Source organism: Neopararhizobium haloflavum (assembly GCF_002750855.1).
Classification (GTDB): domain Bacteria; phylum Pseudomonadota; class Alphaproteobacteria; order Rhizobiales; family Rhizobiaceae; genus Georhizobium; species Georhizobium haloflavum.
In genome coordinates, this window is sequence record NZ_NWUC01000002.1 from 504,073 (window position 1) to 525,428 (window position 21,356).

Genomic DNA, 21,356 nt, shown 5'->3' on the forward strand with positions numbered 1-21,356 from the left:
GGAAAGTGGCTCAGGGATTGCGGCGGGCGCCGCTCTGCGCAGCAGAAGCGCGGTGCACCTGAGGCTGGTTCTCGCCGGAAATGAAGGACTTGGCGGCCAAATCAGCGATGCTGTTCTGAGGCAGCGGCTTGCCGAAAATGAAGCCTTGGATCAGGTCGACATGGCCCGTCGCACAGACCATACGCAGTTGCTCTTCAGTTTCAACGCCCTCGATCGTCACCGAAAGATCCATCTCGCGGGCAAGATGCACGATGCCGCTCAGCAACTTGAAGTTCTTGGCGCTGTTGGTGACATCGCGCACGAAGGAGCGATCCACCTTGACCTTCGTGACGGGAAGGCTGTTGAGATAGGAAAGATTGGAATAACCCGTCCCGAAATCATCGATCGCGATCGTCAATCCGATGGCACGAAGTTCGTTGAGAACATTGCGCGCCGTCACCGCATCTTCGACGAATGCGCTCTCGGTCACTTCCACTTCCAACCGCCGCGGATCGAGACCGGACTGGTCGAGTGCGTTGGTGACGAGCTTGATGATGTCACGGTTGCGAAGGTCGAGCGCTGATAGATTGACCGAAACGCCGAGGCCGCCGGGCCAGCTTGCGCAATCCTTGCAGGCCACCTCGAGCATGAATTCGGTGATCAGCGGCACGATACCCATCTCTTCGGCGAGCGGGATATATTCGCCAGGAGAGACCGGGCCGTGCGTCTTGTGTTCCCAGCGCGATAGCGCCTCACAGCGAGCAATCCGCAGTCCATCGGCAGAGAACATCGGCTGGTAGACCAGCGACAGCGCGCGCCTCTCGATCGCCTCGCGCAAATCCTTCTTGAGGAGCTGGCGCATGCGGTACTTTTCGTCCATGGAGTCGGCAAAGACGGTCCATGTGTTCTTGTCACGCTTCTTCGATTCATGCAGGGCGAGGTCAGCCTTGATCTGCAATTCGTCAAGGACGAAGCCGGATCGGCGCGACAGCACCAGACCCGCACTGACGCTGGCAAACAGACGGTTGCCCTGCACCGAATAGACGCCGCAGAGTGCATCGAAGACCCGGCCCATCACCGCCGACACGTCTTCGGACGTATCGACATCGCGAACCAGCAGCACGAATTCATCGCCGCCGAAGCGCGAGGCGATGATGCGCTCGGGATCGACGGCCTTTAGGCGCGCCGACAATTCGCAGAGCAACCGGTCGCCCGCGACATGGCCGAGCGTGTCGTTCACATGCTTGAAATCATCGACGTCGAGGACGACGAGCGCGACCATCTCTGCGCCATCCATGACCGACATCTCGTTGCGAACGAGATCAGCGAAGTGGTAGCGGTTGGGCATCCCGGTGAGGCTGTCAAAGCGCGCGAGATAGTTGATCTTCTCGTCGGCCTTGATGCGTGCCGTGACGTTTTCGAAGATCAGCACCACGCCGGAATTGTCGCGGCGCCGACGTGCCGAAAATTCCAGGTGCAGTTCGTCCGAGACCTTGACCAACGCACGCGAGCGGCGGCCGGCGCAAAGTTCCTCGATCGTGTTGACGATCTGCTCCGACAGGGTGCGGTCGAGCGCCCGCTTCTTGACCGCGAGGCGCAGAAGGCTGCCGAGCGTTCGGTCGCGCACATCATCGGACGAGCCAAGATTGAGCAGCCTGGCCGCGTTCCGATTGGCCACGATGATGCGACGCTCGTTGTCGAGCATGACGAGACCGTGCGACATGTTGTTGAGCGCAGTATCGAAGCGCTCGGCCATGATCGAGATCTCACGCTTGCCCAGAACCGTCTGATACAGAAAGCTGCGAACGCCGTTGGCCATGGACCGGGTGGTCAGGACCAGCGGGACAAGGAAGAAGGCAAGAATGGCCTTGAAAGGGTCACCCGCCATGAAAAACCCGATACCGAGCGGGGCGAACTGCAGCGTCGACATGATATCGACGGTGAGCTTGGAGCCATAGTTGCGGCCGACCACGGAGATCATCGAGGCCATGGTGATGCTGATGCTTGCGATTTCCGCGAATGCATCTTCCGTCACCGAGACGCTATAGGCAGACTGCAGACCGAGAACGAGCGATACGGCGGCGGTGCCGTAGATCGAACGTCGTTCCCAGTTCCAGATCGTCGCGCGCGGGGCGCCATCGAGTTCGACGCGGTCGAATGATCGCATCAGCACCAGGCGACCGCTGCCGACGATGAAAAAGGCAAGGGCGGCAAACAGATAAAAGGGATCACCGACTTTGGCGTAGATTGCCAGCGCGGTCATGATGTGGACCACGACGCCCGCCGCGATCGTGCGTCGATTGGCATAGAGCGAGCGCACGAAGGACAAGTACACGTCCGTCGGCAGGCGGTCCTCGCGATGTGCCTTTTGCGGCCGTGATCCCATATTCATAAGCGATGGGTAACAAACAAGGCTTAAGGAACAATTGAGGGGCGATAGCAGGTTTCGGGGGCGACTGACCCTTAATCGCACCCCGCCGCCTACTCCGCCGCCTCGCGGACAGCGGACGTATCGTGCTCGTAGGCACGGCGCAATCGATCAGCCATCGCCTTCGCCGTCTCGTAATTGGCTTTCTTGACATGGCCGAAGCCGCGTATCTGCTGCGGATAGGCGAGCCATTCGACCGCCTTCTCGATCCGGCGACTGCTGATCGATGATGCAACCGTATCGAGTTCGGCTTCGTAATCGGCCAGCATCCGGCGCTCCATCCGCCGCTCAGCCGTATAGCCAAAGATGTCCAGCGGCGTGTTGCGCAGCCTGCGCAGCGGCGCCAGCATCTTGAAGGCCGTCATCATCCAGGGGCCGAAGGTGCGCTTCTTCGATCTGCCCTTGTCGTCGTGCTTGGCAAGGATCGGTGGGGCAAGATGAAATTCCAGGCGCTCGTGGCTCTCGAACTGAGCAGCCAGCTGGCGGGCGAAGGCGCGGCCGGTGTAGAGGCGCGCGACCTCGTATTCGTCCTTGATGGCCATCAGCTTGAAGAGCGATCGCGCGGCGGTTTCGGTCAACGGCCCTGGCGCGCCGGAGACGCTTTTCTCGGCTTCGGCGATCCGATCGATCCGATGACGATAGCGCGCCGCATAGGCCGCATCCTGATAATCCGCAAGGAAGGTGGTGCGACGCGCGACGATATCCTCGAGCGTCGGGGGCACATCGTCGTCCGGCCTCTGATCGCGGGCTGATATGGTGGCGACACCATCGGGATCGTGCGCAGCGCGGCGACCCCAGCGAAAGGCGGCTACATTCATCGTGACGGCCTGCCCGTTCAATTCGATCGCCTTCTCGATCGCTTCGGCGGCAAGCGGCACGCCGCCATTCTGATAGGCCATCCCCAGCATCATCATGTTCGCTGCGATCGCGTTGCCGAACAAGACTTCGGCAACGCGCGTCGCATCGATGAAGTGGGTATGCGGCTCGCCGGCCGCAGCACGAATGGCGCGACGCAAGCGCTCCGTGGGCAGTGAAAAGTCTGCGTTGCGAGTGAAATCGCCTGGCATCACCTCGGCAGTGTTGGCGATCACCGTCGTTCGACCTTCGGCGATCGCCGCCAGAACCTTGCGCGACCCGGTGACCACCAGATCGCAGCCAAGAACGAGATCGGCCTTGCCGGCAGACACGCGGATCGCGGCGATGTCTTCCGGCCGGTTGGCTATGCGGACATGGCTGAAGACCGCGCCGCCCTTTTGCGCAAGGCCGGCCATGTCGATCATGCCACAGCCCTTGTCTTCAAGATGGGCTGCCATGCCGAGGATCGCGCCGATAGTGACGACCCCCGTCCCGCCGATGCCGGTCACGATGCCTGCCCAGCCGCTCTCGTCCATCGGCGGCAATTGGGGATCAGGAACCCCGTCCAGCGGGTCGCCGCCGCTTGCCACCGCGGTGCCCTTCGCCTTCTTCAACTTCGCGCCGTGAACCGTGACGAATGAGGGGCAGAAGCCTTCCAGGCACGAGAAATCCTTGTTGCAGTTCGACTGATCGATCCGTCTCTTGCGGCCGAATTCGGTTTCGACGGGCTGCACGGCGACGCAGTTCGACTTGACACCGCAATCGCCGCAACCTTCACAGACCAACTCGTTGATCAGCACCCGTTTGTCCGGATCGGGAAACGTGCCGCGCTTGCGCCGGCGCCGTTTTTCGGCGGCGCAGGTCTGGTCGTAAAGCAGAACCGAGACGCCATCGATCGCCGCGAGTTCGCGCTGCACCCGATCAAGGTCGCCGCGATGGTCGATCGTCGTGCCGTCGGGAAAGCGCACCTCTGGGGGATACTTGTACGGCTCGTCGGTAACTACCGCGATCCTGTCGACGCCTTCGGCGCGCACCTGCCGGGCGATGGCGTCCACCGTCAGGCCGCCTTCGTGAGCCTGACCGCCGGTCATGGCGACCGCATCGTTGTAGAGGATCTTGTAGGTAATCCGCGTCTTGGCGGCGACGGCGAAACGCAAGGCCAGAACACCGGAGTGGTTATAGGTGCCGTCTCCAAGATTCTGGAAGATGTGGTCCCGCCGGGAGAACGGCGCCTGCCCGACCCATTGTGCCCCCTCACCGCCCATCTGGGTGAAGCCCATCGTGCTGCGATCCATCCACAGCGCCATGAAATGGCAGCCTATTCCGGCCGCGGCGACCGATCCCTCCGGGACGTTTGTCGAAGTGTTGTGCGGACAGCCTGAGCAGAAGTGCGGGCGACGGGCGGCGACATCAACCGTGTCCGCCAGCATGGCCTGCGACTGGCGGAGACGCGCGACCCGGCCGGCGATTTCGTCCGAATGACCGACCGTCGCCAATACGCGCTCCCCGATTGCGATGGCAATGTCGTTCGGATCGAGCGCACCCTTGACCGGGAAGAGCCAACCACCGCGCTCATCGCGCTTGCCGACAATGAGCGGCTGGTCGGCCGTGCCGTAGAGCGCTTCGCGGAGCTGGCTTTCGATGAGCGACCGCTTTTCCTCAACGACGATGATCGTCTTCAACCCGTGAGCGAAGGGGCGCACATCCTCCAGATCGAAGGGCCACGGCGCGGCGACCTTGAGAAGCCGTATTCCAAGGCTTTCGGCGCGGCTCTCGTCGATCCCGAGATCGGCAAGGGCCTGGCGAACATCGAGATAGGACTTGCCAACCGTAACGATGCCCAGCGTGGCGTCGCGTCCGCCCGAAAAGACGATCCGGTTCAGACCATTGGCCCGGATGAAGGCACTCGCGGCAGCGCGCTTGTACTCGTGCATCCGCTCTTCCTGTCCGAGGAAATCGAGGTCACCGGGGCGAATATTGAGGCCGCCTTCCGGCATCTCGAAATCCGGGATGACGACATTGAAGCGGTCAAGCCCTGCCTGGACGGATGCGGTGGACTCGACGTTGTCCTTGACGCATTTCAACGCCGTCCAGGTGCCGGCGAAGCGTGAAAGCGCGAAGCCCATGATGCCATAATCGATCATCTCCTGAACGCCGGCAGGATTGAGGATCGGGATCATGTTGTCGACGAACTGAAACTCCGTCTGGTGGGCGTTGGTCGAGGATTCGGCTGTGTGATCGTCTCCCATCAGCGCCAGGACGCCCCCGTTCCTGGCGGAGCCGGCGAGATTGGCGTGACGAAAAACATCTCCCGAACGATCGACGCCCGGCCCCTTGCCGTACCACAGCGAGAAGACGCCGTCATAACGGCCGAAACCGTCGAGCTCAGCCTGCTGCGTGCCCCAAACCGCGGTGGCTGCCAGTTCCTCGTTGAGCCCCGGCTGGAATACGATGTCGTTCTTCTCGAACTGCGTTCTTGCGCTGAACAGCTGCTGATCGAGTCCACCGAGGGGGGAACCGCGATAGCCGGATACGAAGCCTGCGGTATTGAGCCCGGCGCGCCGATCCAGTTCCTTTCGCATCAGCAGGACGCGGACGATGGCCTGCGAGCCGGTGACGAAGACCCTGTCACGGGACAGGTCGTATTTGTCGTCCAGCGTAACATCGTGGAACGTCATGCCAATTCACCTCCCATGAGCGTCGATGAGGATCGCTCTTCGAGGGCTATTGTGGTTGCGGAGAAGGTCGCGTCAAACGCTTTTCATTGTGCGGCGCACTGGCGAAAAGAAAGCTTTCACACGGCCATTTCGACGCCCGAAAGCTGCGCGATTCGACGTTTCAACGACCGATTGTTTCGGGCATCAATCCAGGTGCTGTCCGCCATCGACGGCGATCGACGCGCCGGTGATGTAGGCCGATGCATCCGACGCGAGCAGCAGGACCACGCCCGCCAGATCGTCGGGGCTTCCCAGCCGTCGCATCGGGTTGGCCTGCGCAACGACCGACCCGGCACGGCCTTCGAGAAACGGTGCGGTCATTCCTGTCGGAAACCAGCCGGGCGCTATCTCGTTGACGCGGATGCCATGGCGTGCCCACTCAAACGCCAGCGAGCGGGTCATCTGGTGCATGGCGGCCTTGGATGCCCCGTAGGCAGCGACGTTGCGCATGGGCCGCTCCCTCAGAAAGCTCGTGACATTGACGATCGAGCCCGAATGCCTCGCAGCGATCAGTCGCCGTCCGGCCTCGCGGGAAACGCAGAACGCCGATTCGCCATTGACCCTCATGATGGTGCGCCAATGATCTCGCGACGTTTCGGCGGCAGATTCGCGAAGGCCTATCCCGGCGACGTTGAAGACGACATCGACCAGACCGAATTGCTGCTCCGCCTGATCGAACATGCCCGTGATTGCTGCGTCATCCGTGACGTCGCATTCAACCGCCAGGGACCGTCTATCGTTGCCACACGGCGCAACCGCGTGTTTGTCGCCCATGACCACGCGGGCGCCATTGTCCAGCAATACCCGCGCGATAGCTTGGCCGAGGCCCGATGCCGCCCCCGTTACGAGTGCGACCCGCTGCGAGACATCGAAGATGCGGGCGGCATGGCATGACGAAAGTGGCATCGTCACAGGCGACCGCCTCGCTCGAGGATCATGAGGAACGTATCATAGGCGTAGTCGGCGCGACGCAGCCAAGCATAGCCCGTCCGTCGGTAGGCCATGTAAGAGTCCAGCATCGTCGCAAATGTCTCGTTCTCATCGGAAATATCGCGGTAAACCTGCTCGGAGGCCGCGAAACAGGCATCCATGATGTCGTTGCTGTAGGGCCGCACGATCGTTCCGACAGTTTCCAGTTCCTGCATCGCAGCGGGGTTGAGAATATCGTAGCGGGCCATCGTGCGCATGTTCGCAAGCGCTGCCGCATTGCGCAGGATCGCCTGATATTCGGGGGTCAGCGCGCCCCAGCTGTCGCGGTTGATCATCGCCATCAAGGCAATGCCGCCCTCCCACCAGCCCGGATAATAGAGGTAGCGCGCCGCGCGATGGAGACCGAGCGCGATATCATCGGCCGGGCCTGCAAATTCAGCCGCATCGATTTCCTGCGCTTCCAGCGCCGCCACGATGTTGCCCGGTTCGAGAGCATGGGGAACGACACCGATCTCGGAGATGATCCGGCTTCCGAATCCGCCGATGCGAAACCGCACGCCGGCCAGGTCATCGAGCGAATTGATCTCCTTGTTGAACCAGCCGCCCATCTGCGCTCCGGTGTTGCCAGCGGGCAGGCCGACGACGTTGTGGCCGGCGAAGAACGTGTTCATGAGATCGAGCCCGCCCCCCTCGTGCAGCCAGGCATCCGTCAAGCGCTGGTTGAGGCCGAACGGCAAGCCCGAGCCGAAGGCGAAGGCCGGGTCGCGGCCGGCGAAATAATGCGGCGCTGTATGCAGCATCTCGACCGATCCCGACTGAACCGCGTCGAGGGCGCCGTCTCCGGCGGCAACCGCCGCGTCCTCGTCCAGCACCGTGATCTCGAAGCGCCCATCGGTTGCAGCACCAACGGCCTCGGCAAGAACAAGTGCGGCGCCGTGCACGGTTTCCAGGCTGGCGGGAAATCCTGACGCACAACGCCAGCTCACGCGCCCGCGTGATTGCGCCAATGCCGGTGCTGCCAGACCGGATGCGGCGCTCCCTGCCAGGGCCGAGCCGACGATGAAGCGGCGGCGGTCCATGAATTCCCTCCTTGGCTGCAAAGCTCCGATTGCGCTTCTTGTAACGTCTCTGCGCGTGCGGACAATACGCCACCCAAGCATTTATGACGATGCGCCCGGACTGCATTTTGCCCGGAGAGGCTTGTGAACGCCGAAGCGTAGCTGATCCGACTTGCAAGACCGCCGAATTCGCGCCAATCGTCTGCAAACACGAATCCATCAAGGTTGACGCCATGACAATGCCCGTCGTCGCCGTGCCTGCCGATATCCGTCATTTCGACGGATACGACTGGCATGCCGCTCCGCATCAGTATCTCGCCGCCGCCTTCGGCGGCTCTGGCGTCATTCCGCTGATCGTTCCCGCAATTGAAGGCGGCCTTGATGTGGGCAGCGTCCTTGATCGTGTTGACGGCCTGCTGGTCACCGGTTCGAAGACCAACGTTCATCCGACCCTCTACGGTGTCGCGGAATCGCCGTCCTACGGTCCGTTCGACACCGCGCGCGACACTGTCAGCCTGGCGCTGATCAGAGAGGCCATCGCCCGCGGCCTGCCGCTTCTGGCGATCTGCCGCGGGATTCAGGAACTCAACGTGGCGCTTGGGGGAACGCTGGCCAACGAGATCCAGATGCTTCCCGAGCGGATGGATCACCGCAAGCCCGAATCCGACGATACAGACGAAAGCTTCGCCATCAGGCATCCCGTTCGCATCGCGGAAGGGTCTTGCCTGGCAGCGATGGTCGGTACCGGCGAGATCAACGTCAACTCACTGCACCGCCAGGGCATCGACCAGCTTGCGCCTGGACTTGCCGTTGAGGCGGTGGCGGAAGACGGGACGATAGAAGCGGTGTCGGTCGCCGACGCAAAGGGCTTTGCCGTGGGCGTCCAGTGGCATCCGGAATACTGGTTCCGAAGCGACGCCCCCTCCGCCGCCATCTTCCGCGGTTTCGGCGATGCCGTGCGCAGCCGAGTGGAGCGCCGACAGTCCGATCACAACGGCAGGGCCGCTGCCGAGTAACGGTTTCAGCGATTGAGGTGAGCACATTCGGGCACGGGCGTCAGCGCCCTGCCCTTGCGCAGCCAGGCGATCAAATTGTCGGCAGCCAGATCGGCCATGGCATCGCGCGTTGCGACGGATGCCGATGCAACATGCGGAAGCAGTGAAGCATTGGGCAGGTCTATCAGAGCCTGCGGGACATGCGGTTCGTTGGCGAACACGTCGAGGCCGGCTGCGGCGATGGTTCCATCCGCCAATGCATCGATCAGCGCCGCCTCGTCGACGACTGTGCCCCGCCCGATGTTGATCAGCACGCCTTGAGGACCCAGGGCCCGCAATACTTCCGCATCGACGGACTTTTCCGTCGCGGCTCCGCCCGGCACGGCCACGATCAATGTATCGACAGCGCGCGCCAACGCTTCGAGACTGGCCTCATATGCGTAGGGCACATCCTTCCGGTGGCGGGCGTAATAGCTGACGGGCAGGTCGAACGCGGCAAGACGCTTGGCAATCTCCATCCCGATGCGTCCAAGACCATAAATCCCAACCGAACGGCCGCGGAGCGTCAATCCTGTCAACGGGTAGGCACCGGCGCGTGCCCAGTTGCCTTCGCGCAAGTGGGTTTCGGCGCGAGGCAGCTCACGCACCGTGTTGAGCAACAGGCCAACGGCGACGTCGGCCACTTCTGCCGACAAGACGTCCGGTGTGTTGGTGACCATCACGCCCTTCTGCGCCGCATGCCCGGCATCGATCGCGTCATAGCCCACACCGAAATTGGCGATCACCTTCAGATTGGTCAGCCGGTCGATCAACGCCGAACTGACATCGCCCCATCCGGCGATCGCGGTGATGCTCGAAGCGTCACTATCCGAGACGGCGTCCAGTCGATCGACGTAGAGCACAGGAAACTCTGCCTCGACGCGCGCCTTCAAACGTTCGTTCATTCGCGACTGCATGAGGACGCGTGGCGCTGTTTCGGGCATGGCTTCTATCCTGGTGGTTCTTCAGATGGCCTTGTGGGGCGAGGTCGATTGCCGAATGCGCATCTCCGGCTTGATCAGATGCAGGTAGTCCTCGGCGTGGCTGCCGGCAAGCTTGTCGAGCAGAGCGCGCGCTGCCATGCGGCCAACCTCGGCCTGGCCATTCCAGACTGTCGTGAGCGCCGGCGTCGCAATGGCCGCTTCCTCCAGGTCGTCATAGCCGGTGACGGAGATATCCTTGCCGGGGATGAGCCCCGCACGGGCGATGCCGTTCATCAGGCCGATCGCCACGAGATCGTTCCAGCAGACGGCAGCGGTGGGCTTCTGTCGCATCGACAGGAAGGTGACCGCTGCCTCGAAACCGCCCTGCTTGGTACGGGGCCCAGGGATGCGCAGCTCCGAGTCGACTTCGATCTGCGCCTTTCTGAGCGCATCGACGTAGCCCTGATAACGGTCCCGGCCCGTGGAGGTCTGGTCGGTGCCGCCGATCATCGCAATCGTCCGGTGACCGAGCCCGATCAGGTGATTGGTGGCCAAGGCGATGCCATAAGCGTCATCCCCGCGGAACGTCGGGACGTCGATCCCGGTGACCGAGCGCGCCACGAGAATGGCAGGCAGGCCATTGTCCTCGGCGAGCGCGAGGTCGGCGGCGGGCGTACCGATTGCCGGCGACATGATGACCCCGTCACCGCCCAGTTGCAAAAGCGTTTCGATGAAATTGCGTTGCTTTTCGACGGAATCGTAATGGTTGGACAGGATGAAGGTCTGTCTGTTCCGGTCGAGCTCGCTTTCGATGGCACGCAGGATTTCCGCATAGAACGGGTTCATGATGTCGTGAACGACGACGCCGATGATACCGGATCGCGAGGTTCGCAGGCTGGCGGCGCGGCGGTTGTAGATGTAGCCGAGCGAGCGGGCCTGTTCCTTGATCCGGTCGCGCGTGCTGTCGGCGACGAGCGGACTATCACGCAACGCCAAGGATACCGTGGCGGTCGACAGACCAAGCGATTCCGCAATTGTGGAAAGCTTGACCTTCTGTCCCACGCGGCGCCGCCCTTTCTCCGATCCTCGATCTAAAGATTTTAATTAAACAGATTCAACAACCGGACACAATGGTCGGCGATGCGGGTCAGCGCTTGGGTTCACTGCTGAAGATTCTGATCGAGCCGTCGGAGCAGCTTGAGCAGATTGCGTGCTTCCTTCCCTGATAATCCCTCAAGCATGGACTGTTCGGTGAGACGGACGGCACGCCGGATGGTGCCGACAGCCTCCTGGCCCTGCCCCGTCAAGAAGATCGCGGCCTTTCGACCGTCGTCGCTGCTGTCGCGCCTTTCCACAAAGCCTTGCGCAGCGAGCCGAGAAATCGTCTTCGTGATGGTGGGCGCACGCACACCCAGGCGTTCGGCGATCATGCCGGGGGACTGCCCATCCTCTTCGGCGAGCGACATGATGACCGAATCCTGTCCGGCATAGAGACCGCATTCCGTCAGATGCAGGGTGAGCCGCGTGCGGACCGAACGCGCGGTTTGCGCCAGTGTCGCAGCAAATGCCCCGTCCTGCTCGGCCGCACCATCCTTGCGCTTCTTGCCGTCAGCCTTCTTGTCTTTCTTCGCCATATGCGCTCCCCCAATTGTTTGGAGCTTGCTCCAAGTACCCCCAAGCAGCTATGCCCGCCCTATCGTAGGGCAAGACCCACTTGTTTGCCGGCTCACATTAACCGACCGGAGTGCAGGCAGAAATGTCCCATCCACCCCTTTTCCTGACCGAGACCCTGCGTCAGGAGCCGATCGAGGCGCGCGACCGTTCACGCTGGATCGCGGTGCTGCCGCTCGGCGCACATGAGCAGCACGGTCCGCATTTGCCGTTCGAAACCGATGCGATCATCGCGCAAGGACTGGCCGAGCGCGTTGCGGGCATGTTGCCCGCCCATCTGCCAGTGACCTTCCTGCCGACCGAGCCCGTCGGATACTCGATCGAGCACCTGGACACGCCCGGCACGCGCAGTCTTCGTTACGATGAGGCCGTCGAGCGGTGGATCGCCATCGCCGGCGAGATGAACCGGCTTGGAATTTCGAAGTTCGTCATGCTGAACGCACATGGCGGCAATGCCCCCCTGATGACGATCGTCGCGACGGAGGCGCGCGTTCGCTTCGACATGCTGGCCGTCGCGACCAGCTGGACCCGCTTCGAACTTGCCAAGAACGTCATCGATCCCGCCGACAAGCCGTTCGATATCCATGGTGGATTGATCGAGACGTCCATGATCCTCGCGCTCAGGCCGGAATCCGTCGATATGGGCAAAGCGCGCGACTTCCCCTCCTTTCAGCGCGAACTCGCCGGCACTATGACCCATCTGCGCGCCTATGGTCCGCACGCTTTCGGCTGGAAAGCCGCCGATCTCAATCCGGATGGGGTCGTGGGCGACGCCTCGGCGGCGACGGCAGAAAAGGGTGAGCGCATCATCGAGCAGGCTGCGCGAAGCTTCATCGAGCTTCTGGAAGACGTTCATGCGTTCGACAGCGGCCGGCTCGGCTGACCCCTCCAAGAGAGGTGTGGCATGGACCGGACGAAGCGCCTATATCGGCGGCAACAGATGAAAGGTGTCCCATGAGCGATCCCGCCATTCAGACGACGTCCGACACAAGCCCAATTCCCGTCACGGTGCTGACCGGCTATCTCGGCGCCGGCAAGACCACGCTTCTCAACCGCATCCTTTCGGAAAACCACGGGCAGAAATATGCTGTCATCGTCAACGAATTCGGCGAGATCGGCATCGACAACGACCTGATCGTGGAGTCCGACGAGGAAATCTACGAAATGAACAACGGGTGTGTCTGCTGCACGGTACGCGGCGACCTGATCCGGGTCGTCGAAGGTCTGATGCGCAGGCCGGGGCGCTTTGATGCGATCATCGTGGAAACCACGGGCCTCGCCGACCCGGCGCCGGTTGCCCAGACCTTCTTCATGGACGAGGACGTTCGCGCGAAGACCCAGCTCGATGCGGTCGTGGCGCTTGTCGATGCCAAGCACCTGCCGCTGAGGCTCAAGGATTCCAGGGAAGCAGAAGACCAGATCGCCTTTGCCGACGTGGTGATCCTGAACAAGACCGACCTCGTCGATGAGGGCGAACTCAAGACGATCGAAGCAACGATCCGCGCCATCAATCCCTCGGCGCGCATCCATCGCGCCGAACGCGCGAACGTGGATGTTGCCAATGTGCTCAATCGCGGCGCCTTCGATCTGCAGCGCGCCTTGGAGAACGATCCGCATTTTCTCGATCATGAGGATCCGGACCATGTCTGCGGGCCAGATTGCGATCACGATCACGACCATGGTCATGACCACCATCACCATCATCATGACCACGGGGATCATGCGCACCACGGGCACGACCATCACGGCGAAGCGTCGGCCATTCACGACGCGACCGTCCAGTCGGTTTCCTTGCGTGCCGGCACGCTGGACCCGAAGCGGTTCTTCCCCTGGATCGAGAAGATCACCCAGATCGATGGTCCCAACATCCTGCGCCTGAAAGGCATCATCGCCTTCAAGGATGATGAGCAGCGCTATGTCGTGCAGGGCATCCACATGCTGGTCGAAGGGGATCATCAACGAGACTGGAAGGAGGGCGAGAAGCGCGAGAGCCGCATCGTCTTCATCGGCCGCGATCTCGATCGCGAGAAGCTCGAACGTACATTCCTCGCCTGCCAGGCGGTTTGATCGCATGCCGACCGTCGCACCGCTCGACCTCGACAGCTATTGTGTCGCGGCCCGCTTCCTCGCAGACGTTCCTGTCTTTGCGCTCGCCGACGGCACGGTCCATCGGCTCGATCATGGACACCAAACCACCGGGGCGCATGACGGCCTCCTCACCGCCGATGTCGCGCAAGACGGTCGGACACTCTTGACGGGCGGGGAAGACGGACGCGTCGTCGCCCATCTTGCCGACGGGGCGATGACCGTTCTTGCCGAGATCGGCATGAAATGGATCGGGCAGATCGCTGCCGGACCGTCTGCTAGCGTCGCATTTTCGTCTGGGCGCACGGCCTATGTCCGGCAAGCCGAAAGCGCACTCAGAACTTTCGCCTGTCCGCGGACCGTCGAGGGTCTCGCCTTTGCGCCGAAAGGGCTGCGGATTGCAATCGCGCGATACAATGGTGTCACGCTGCACTGGGCAGGCATGGGTGCCAAGCCGACGGAGCTCGAATGGAAGGGCAGCCACACGGGTGTCACGTTTTCTCCCGACGGCAAGTTCCTCGTGACCACGATGCAGGAGAATGCGCTCCATGGCTGGCGCATGGCCGACAATCACGACATGCGGATGTCCGGCTACCCCGCCAAGGTGAAGTCCCTGTCATGGAGCGCGAAAGGGAAATGGCTGGCCTCGTCGGGCGCCCCGGCTGCCATCGTGTGGCCGTTCTCAGGCAAAGACGGGCCGATGGGAAAGGCGCCGATGGAGCTCGGCACGCGAGCCGATGCGCTCGTCACGATCGTTGCCTGTCATCCGCGCGAGGACATGGTGGCGATCGGCTTCAACGACGGCATGATCCTCGCGTCCCGGTTTTCCGATCAGAAGGAAGTCTTGCTGCGGCGGCCCGGCAACGGCGCGATTTCCTCGCTAAGCTGGAACAAGGCCGGTACGCAACTCGCTTTCGGTTCCGAGGCGGGAGACTGCGGCGTCGTCGACATCACCGCCTGAAGGGGCAACGCCAAGAATCCTGCTTGCACCATGTCAATTGTTATGGCCAATACCGCATCTGGAACATAACATGAACTCATGGCCAAATTAACAACTGTCGAAAAGCTGGCGATCCTTTCCGACGCAGCAAAGTATGACGCTTCCTGCGCCTCCTCGGGTTCGACCAGGCGCAACTCCCTGAACTCGGGCGGCATCGGGTCCGTCACCGGTGCTGGAATCTGTCATTCCTACGCGCCGGACGGTCGGTGCATCTCGCTTCTGAAAATTCTTCTCACCAATTTCTGCATCTACGACTGCGCCTATTGCATCAACCGGTCGTCTTCGAACGTTCGCAGGGCAAGGTTCACCGTACAGGAAGTGGTCAACCTGACGCTCGACTTCTACAAGCGCAACTATATCGAGGGCCTGTTCCTGTCCTCGGGGATCATTCGATCGCCCGACGAAACGATGGCGCGATTGGTCGAGGTCGCCCGGCAATTGCGGCTGACCCATCGATTTGCCGGCTATATCCATTTGAAGACCATACCCGACTGCGATCCGCTCTTGCTGGAGGAAGCAGGGCGCTTTGCCGATCGGCTCTCGATCAACGTCGAACTGCCAACCGACGATAGTCTTGGCCGCCTGGCTCCGGAAAAGCAGCCGGCAAACATTCGCCGGGCGATGGGCAATCTGAGGCTCAAGATCGAGGAGAAATCCGAACCGACGCTGAGAACGAAGCGCAAGGAACGCTTCGCACCGGGCGGGCAATCGACGCAGATGATCATCGGCGCCGACCCGGCCAATGACGACACGATCCTGAAATCGAGCGCGCGTCTATATTCCAGCTATCGTCTCAAAAGGGTCTATTATTCAGCGTTCAGCCCGATACCCGACGCCAAGGCGGCGCTGCCGCTTTCCGAGCCGCCCCTGATGCGCGAACATCGCCTTTATCAGGCCGATTGGCTCATGCGGTTTTATGGTTTCGAGCAGCAGGAAATCGTGGCTGGCCGTCCGGGCGGAATGCTCGATCTGGCGATCGATCCCAAACTGGCATGGGCGCTCGATCATCGAGATCGGTTCCCCGTCGACGTCAATCGCGGTGACCGGGAAACGCTGCTGCGCGTGCCTGGACTGGGAACGAAAGCTGTCGCGAAGATATTGCAGGTGCGCCGATATCGCACGCTTCGACTTGAGGATCTGCGTCGCGTCTGCCAATCGCTCGACAAGATCAGGCCGTTCATCATCGCCCTCGATTGGCATCCGCTCGGATTGATCGATCGGCCCGAGCTGAAGGAAAGACTGACGCCGAAACCGGCGCAGTTGTCGCTGTTTTGATGTTTACGGTAGAACTGGCAGATCAGACCGACTTTGACGGCTGGCGCCATTCCGCCCGAGCGCTGGCACTGGCCGGCATAGAGCCCGCTCAGGTTCGCTGGACGGTGAAGGGCGCACAATCCGACGATCTTTTCGATGCAGCCGCGTCGGCGTTGCCCGAACCGCGCGACAATGCGGACCTGACGGTTCCGCGCCCATTCATCGAACGCCTCCAAACGATCATGCATCACAGCGACGACGATCGATTCGCCTTCATGTACCGGTTGCTGTTGCGTGTCTCGCAGGAAGCGGACCTGCTGAAGGTCTTGTCGGATCTGGACGTTCAACGCCTGGAGCGCATGGAAAAGGCAATTCGGCGGGATGCGCACAAGATGCATGCCTTTGTCCGGTTCCGCAAAGTGGCCGTCGGTGGCAAGGACCGTTTCGTCGCCTGGTTCGAACCCGATCATTACATCGCCGAGCGGGAGGCGGATTTTTTCGTCAAACGCTTTGCTGGAATGAACTGGACGATCATGACGCCTTGGCGGACGATCGATTGGGACGGCGAGCGCCTCACCATCGCACCCGGCGCCCGCAAGGAAGATGCGCCTTCGGCCGATGCGGCGGAAGATCTCTGGCGCACCTATTTCTCATCCATCTTCAATCCCGCTCGTCTCAAGGTGAAGGCGATGCAGGCGGAGATGCCCAAGAAATACTGGCGGAACCTGCCTGAGGCGCCGCTCATTCCGGCATTGATCGCGAGCGCCGGACGACGCGCGGAAAACATGGTGGAGAGCGCGCCGACATCCGCGGCGCCCCACCATTCTCGCATTCAGCAGCGCTATTGGGAAGGCCGCCAAACCATGACGGAAATCACCGACGCGTCATCGCTCGACGACCTGCGGAAAATGGCAGACGGGTGCACGCGGTGTCCCCTCTACCGGGACGCCACTCAGACCGTTTTCGGCGAGGGCCCCGAGAACGCGGAGATCATCTTCGTCGGCGAGCAACCCGGCGATCAGGAGGACCTGGCCGGCGCGCCGTTCGTCGGGCCTGCAGGCAAGGTGTTCGACGACACGCTGGCGCAGGTGGGGATCGACCGTCAACGCGTCTACGTCACCAATGCCGTGAAGCATTTCAAGTTCGTACCGCGTGGCAAGCGACGACTACACCAAAAGCCCAATGGAGGAGAGGTCCAGGCTTGCCGCTGGTGGCTGGACCGAGAGATTGCCTTGATCAAGCCGAAGCTTGTGGTTGCGCTCGGTGCCACTGCATTGACCGCTCTTTACGGCAAGACCCTTCCTGTAACGAAGAACCGGCGGCAGGTGCTAAGGAATGACGCAGATCTCAAGATTTTCGTCACCGTTCACCCATCCTTCCTGCTGCGCATCCCCGATGCGGAGACTGCAGCGCGCGAACGGCGACTTTTCGCCGAGGACCTGGCAGCGTTGCGCGACCTGATGGCCGCTTAATTCCGGAACTGCTGATGGACAAACCGCGTTTGCCTTGTCGTAGCCGCGAATAAGGAAAAGACCCGTGTCCCGTCGTCAGACCAATCGCCGAACGAAGCATGAAAAAGACATCTCCGTCGATTTCGTTGGGCAGCACCCGCAGAGCCGCCTGCGGCTGACATTTCTGGACAAGAGCGAATTGCGGCTCGTCGATGCGGTGATCACCGAGGACATTTCCGCGCTGGCGACAATCGGGCGTACGCTTTTCTGCGCCTGCGACGAAACCGCAACGGTTGAAAGGCTGGTCTTTGACGAGGCAACGAACACATTCGCGGGTCACGAGAATTTCGCCATCGGCCATGCCTTCGACCTGCCCGGCGGGTTGACGGGCGAGATGGACATCGAGGGACTGGCGATTGACGACGGCTATCTCTGGATCACCGGGAGCCACGGGCTGAAGCGCAAGCATCCGAATGCTGAGGACGGCACGCAAAACGGCCTCAGCCATATCGATTGGGACGAAAACCGTGGCTTTCTCGGACGCGTTCCGATCGTCGAGAGCGAGCCGGGTGTTTTCATGCCGGTCGCTTCCATCGAGGCGCTGGAGGACGGCAGCAACGCCCGGCGCGCAGCCATGTTCGCCATGGGAAAATCGGGTGAGAAGGCAATCCGCAAGGTGCTTGCCGACGATCCACTGCTGGCGCCCTTCATGAACATTCCGTGCAAGGAGAACGGCTTCGACGTGGAAGGGCTTGCGGTGAAGGGCGATCGCCTTCATCTCGGATTGCGTGGTCCGGTGCTCGGCAGCCATGCGCTGATCGTGACGATGCGTTTCAAGGACGATGGCAAGGGCCGGCTGAAGCACCGCAAACTTGACGGCGGGTCGCGCTATACGATCCATGCGCTTGACCTCGACGGGCTCGGCATCAGGGACCTGCTTTTCGACGGCGAAGCGCTTCTCGTGCTGGCCGGCGCGACCCAGAACATCGATGGTATTCAAAAGATCTACACGATCGACCGCTTTCCGGAGCGCGCCGATGTGATCACCGCCGGGGAGATCGAAACCATGATGGCCCTTCCGATCATGGAGGGGTGCGACCATGCGGAAGGCTTGTCCTTCTTCGAGATGGACGGCAAGCGCCACCTGCTCGTCGCCTATGACAGCCCTTCCGACGACCGGCATGATCCGAAAAGCAACAGGCTGGATGTCGACGTCTACGAATTGAAATGAGATGGGCACCGCGGCAGCTACCGCCGAGGTGCCCGTTGCAGCTTTCAGAGAGCCAGTTCGAGGTGAGGCCGACCGTTCGATGTCCTCTCGCGGGTGCGCCCCCTTTCATCGATCGTCAGGGTAACCCGATGGCGCAGCGCCGAGAAGCTGTCGAAGGTGACGACATCGACCGGGCGATCGAAGACGATTGTCGCCCGGTAGTGCCGATCGTCGGACAACGCCTGAAGGCCCCTTACGGCGCCTGTGAAGTGCTGGCCGAGATAAGTGCCTCGCACAGTATCGCCAACCTGGACTGGAGGCCTGGCGCGGTCGGCTGGAGCCGAAGCGCTGAGCGTGTTCCAGTCACGATAGCCGTACTGACCGGCGATGAGTTCCAAGGCGCGTCCGTGGGAGACCGGCTGGCTTGATGTTTCGAGGGTTTTGCGGAGCCGCCGCGCCTGATCCTTCAGGACGTCGCGCGGGGGTAGAGCATGATGAGTGCTCATCATTCTTGCCTTTCGCGATATGGCATGCCTGTCGAGACTGCGGAGCTCGCATTGCCGCCGGACCGCATGCGTTCATGGCGCAAAGGCTGACGGGAAATCGTCGGAAGGCTTCACCAAGGACATTTATGTGTCCGCGAGCGGCAGGGGCCTTCACCCGGAACGGGATATGGCGACCCGGGTGCTACGCGTCAAGAGGCTGGAAGCCCGTCTGTGCCATTGCTCAGGCCGGACGGCCACTTGCCTGGATGAAGCCGACGGCACCGTCAAGCCAGCCATGCTTCAACTCGAGCGCCAGAAGGCGGTCGCGCGCAAAGGGACCCGGCATCATCAGCGTGGCGGTCTTCTCGATCGAAAAACCGAAGCGTTCGTAATAAGGCGCGTCGCCGACGAGCAGGATGGCGCCATGGTCATAGCGGCGTGCCTTTTCGATGGCGCGGATCATCAGGGCCGAGCCGATGCCGGCGGCCTTGGCAGCAGGGTCGACCGCAAGCGGTCCAAGAAGCAACGCCGGGATGGGATCGCCCTCACGGTCGATACCGGCATGGATGTCCCACAGGCGAACGGTGCCGAGAATGTGTCCCATGCGGTTCTTCGCCACAAAGGCGAGTCCCGCAGACGGAAGGCGGCCATGGCGCAGCTTCTCGGACGTCCTGGTGCGCCAATCCGGCGCCATGGCACGGGCCAGCAGCGCGTTGCGCTCATCGACCTCGTGCGGCGCTTCGGCACGCACGGTCACCAAGTCTCCGGCTGCAAGTCCGGCGCGGGTCGGGTCAATCCTGTGGGTCAGCGTAGTCATCGCGACAAACCTTCAAATCGGCGGAAGAAGACGCGAGGCCGCACGTGCCCCGGCCCTCATCGGGCTGACGCGCGGCCTCAAGCGGACGTGTCGGGCGGCAAGCCGCCCGGCCGTCAGATGACGTAGGATCGGAGCGGTTCGAAGCCGTTGAACGCCACCGACGAATAGGTCGTCGTATAGGCGCCTGTGCCCTCGATCAGCACCTCGTCACCGATCGTCAGCGAGATCGGCAAAGGATACGGCGTCTTCTCGTAGAGCACGTCGGCAGAATCGCATGTCGGGCCGGCGATGACGCAGTTTTCCATCGCATCGCCATCGCGGGCGGTGCGGATGGGGTAGCGGATCGCCTCATCCATCGTTTCGGCGAGACCGCCGAACTTGCCGATGTCGAGAAACACCCAACGCATCTGGTCGGTGTCGGCCTTTTTCGACACAAGCACGACTTCGGCCTTGATCACACCGGCGTTGCCGACCATGCCGCGGCCCGGCTCGATGATCGTTTCCGGCAACTGGTTGCCGAAGTGCTTGCGAAGCGCGCCGAAGATCGCCTGACCGTATTGCTGGGCGGTCGGGATGTCCTTGAGGTATTTGGTCGGAAAGCCGCCGCCCATATTGACCATCTTCAGTTCGATTCCCTGCTGCGCGAGCTTCTCGAACACGCGGCGCGCATCGGCGAGCGCGGCGTCCCAGGCGTCGAGCTTCGTCATCTGCGAGCCGACATGGAACGACACGCCGTGGGATACGAGGCCGAGCTGGTGGGCGTAGACAAGCACATCGACGGCCATCTGCGGCACGCATCCGAACTTGCGCGACAAGGGCCATTCGGCCCCCTCACCATCCGTCAACACACGGCAGAAGACCCGGGCGCCAGGGGCTGCGCGGGCGATCTTTTCCACTTCTTCGTGGCTGTCGACGGCGAACAGGGACACGCCGAGGTCATGAGCGCGCGCAACGTCACGCTCCTTCTTGATCGTGTTGCCAAACGAAATACGGCGCGGTGTCGCGCCGGCCTCGAGCGCCATTTCGATTTCAGCGACGGATGCGCAGTCGAAATTGGAGCCGAGAGAGGCGAGCAGGCGAAGAACCTCCGGCGCCGGGTTGGCCTTTACCGCATAATAAATGGAGCTGTCGGGCAACGCCTTCTCGAAGGCGCGATAATTGTCGCGCACGATATCGAGATCGACGACGAGGCACGGCCCTTCCGGACGGCGCGTGGCAAGAAAATCGCGAATGCGGTCAGTGGTCATCGGGGCTGCTCCCATTCCAGCTGCCCGGCGAAAGCCGGATGACAAAGGACGACGCCAGCCCGGACATTCAACGGCCGATGGAAAGCCATTGTTCCGAAAACTTGCGACGCGACGATTGAACCAGCGCCCGCCCGGGCGACGATTCCAGACTTTGTCTGCCTTGGATTGGATGGGGTATTCCCAACCGCACTTTCGGCAATGAGGGTGTGCCT

The 21,356-nt window shown here is 62.0% G+C and carries 17 protein-coding genes; 7 read left to right on the forward strand and 10 right to left on the reverse strand.

The window, feature by feature from the left end:
* Positions 1-10 precede the first annotated feature (10 nt).
* The 4 genes from CN673_RS06860 to CN673_RS06875 all read right to left on the reverse strand — a co-directional run bounded on the left by CN673_RS06860 (position 11) and on the right by CN673_RS06875 (position 7,988).
* Positions 11-2,299: a putative bifunctional diguanylate cyclase/phosphodiesterase gene (locus CN673_RS06860; RefSeq protein ID WP_245409824.1), complete on the reverse strand. Its 2,289-nt coding sequence runs from the start codon at positions 2,297-2,299 to the stop codon at positions 11-13.
* A 161-nt stretch (positions 2,300-2,460) separates the two neighbouring features.
* Positions 2,461-5,940, reverse strand: a complete 3,480-nt coding sequence (locus tag CN673_RS06865) for an indolepyruvate ferredoxin oxidoreductase family protein (RefSeq protein ID WP_099865471.1) — start codon at positions 5,938-5,940, stop codon at positions 2,461-2,463.
* Between the two features lie 183 nt (positions 5,941-6,123).
* A complete protein-coding gene (locus CN673_RS06870) occupies positions 6,124-6,885 on the reverse strand; it encodes an SDR family NAD(P)-dependent oxidoreductase (RefSeq protein WP_099865472.1) in 762 nt (253 codons plus the stop codon).
* A gap of 2 nt (positions 6,886-6,887) precedes the next feature.
* Positions 6,888-7,988 (reverse strand): TRAP transporter substrate-binding protein, encoded by a 1,101-nt coding sequence (locus CN673_RS06875; protein WP_099865473.1) that lies wholly within the window; start codon positions 7,986-7,988, stop codon positions 6,888-6,890.
* Positions 7,989-8,200: 212 nt separating this feature from the next.
* Here CN673_RS06875 and CN673_RS06880 point away from each other — a divergent pair, with 212 nt between their 5' ends.
* Positions 8,201-8,983, forward strand: a complete 783-nt coding sequence (locus CN673_RS06880; RefSeq protein WP_099865654.1) for a gamma-glutamyl-gamma-aminobutyrate hydrolase family protein — start codon at positions 8,201-8,203, stop codon at positions 8,981-8,983.
* 5 nt (positions 8,984-8,988) lie between these two features.
* Here CN673_RS06880 and CN673_RS06885 read toward each other — a convergent pair whose 3' ends face one another.
* The 3 genes from CN673_RS06885 to CN673_RS06895 all read right to left on the reverse strand — a co-directional run bounded on the left by CN673_RS06885 (position 8,989) and on the right by CN673_RS06895 (position 11,558).
* On the reverse strand, positions 8,989-9,945 hold the full coding sequence (locus CN673_RS06885; RefSeq protein ID WP_099865474.1) for a 2-hydroxyacid dehydrogenase: 957 nt from the start codon (positions 9,943-9,945) through the stop codon (positions 8,989-8,991).
* 21 nt (positions 9,946-9,966) lie between these two features.
* Positions 9,967-10,986 (reverse strand): LacI family DNA-binding transcriptional regulator, encoded by a 1,020-nt coding sequence (locus tag CN673_RS06890; protein ID WP_099865475.1) that lies wholly within the window; start codon positions 10,984-10,986, stop codon positions 9,967-9,969.
* 98 nt (positions 10,987-11,084) lie between these two features.
* Positions 11,085-11,558, reverse strand: coding sequence for a MarR family winged helix-turn-helix transcriptional regulator (locus CN673_RS06895; protein ID WP_099865476.1), 474 nt, complete (start codon positions 11,556-11,558; stop codon positions 11,085-11,087).
* Between the two features lie 122 nt (positions 11,559-11,680).
* Between CN673_RS06895 and CN673_RS06900 the strand changes: the two genes are divergently transcribed.
* The 6 genes from CN673_RS06900 to CN673_RS06925 all read left to right on the forward strand — a co-directional run bounded on the left by CN673_RS06900 (position 11,681) and on the right by CN673_RS06925 (position 18,616).
* Entirely contained in the window at positions 11,681-12,478 is a 798-nt protein-coding gene (locus CN673_RS06900; RefSeq protein ID WP_099865477.1) for a creatininase family protein, read from the forward strand.
* A gap of 71 nt (positions 12,479-12,549) precedes the next feature.
* Positions 12,550-13,662, forward strand: a complete 1,113-nt coding sequence (locus CN673_RS06905) for a CobW family GTP-binding protein (RefSeq protein WP_099865478.1) — start codon at positions 12,550-12,552, stop codon at positions 13,660-13,662.
* 4 nt (positions 13,663-13,666) lie between these two features.
* Complete coding sequence (locus CN673_RS06910) at positions 13,667-14,641, forward strand: WD40 repeat domain-containing protein (protein ID WP_099865479.1); 975 nt, start codon at positions 13,667-13,669, stop codon at positions 14,639-14,641.
* A gap of 78 nt (positions 14,642-14,719) precedes the next feature.
* Positions 14,720-15,955: a putative DNA modification/repair radical SAM protein gene (locus CN673_RS06915; protein ID WP_099865480.1), complete on the forward strand. Its 1,236-nt coding sequence runs from the start codon at positions 14,720-14,722 to the stop codon at positions 15,953-15,955.
* Positions 15,955-17,406, forward strand: coding sequence for a UdgX family uracil-DNA binding protein (locus CN673_RS06920; protein ID WP_099865481.1), 1,452 nt, complete (start codon positions 15,955-15,957; stop codon positions 17,404-17,406). The genes CN673_RS06915 and CN673_RS06920 overlap by 1 nt, the downstream gene beginning before the upstream one ends.
* Positions 17,407-17,470: 64 nt before the next feature.
* A complete protein-coding gene (locus CN673_RS06925) occupies positions 17,471-18,616 on the forward strand; it encodes a DUF3616 domain-containing protein (protein WP_157928818.1) in 1,146 nt (381 codons plus the stop codon).
* Positions 18,617-18,660: 44 nt separating this feature from the next.
* Here the strand turns inward: CN673_RS06925 and CN673_RS06930 are convergent, their stop codons facing one another.
* The 3 genes from CN673_RS06930 to odc2 form a co-directional block, all read right to left on the reverse strand.
* Entirely contained in the window at positions 18,661-19,101 is a 441-nt protein-coding gene (locus CN673_RS06930; protein ID WP_099865655.1) for a glyoxalase superfamily protein, read from the reverse strand.
* A gap of 220 nt (positions 19,102-19,321) precedes the next feature.
* Entirely contained in the window at positions 19,322-19,897 is a 576-nt protein-coding gene (locus tag CN673_RS06935) for a GNAT family N-acetyltransferase (RefSeq protein ID WP_099865483.1), read from the reverse strand.
* Positions 19,898-20,010: 113 nt separating this feature from the next.
* Positions 20,011-21,144 (reverse strand): ornithine/lysine decarboxylase, encoded by a 1,134-nt coding sequence (gene odc2 / locus CN673_RS06940; protein WP_099865484.1) that lies wholly within the window; start codon positions 21,142-21,144, stop codon positions 20,011-20,013.
* Positions 21,145-21,356 lie beyond the last annotated feature (212 nt).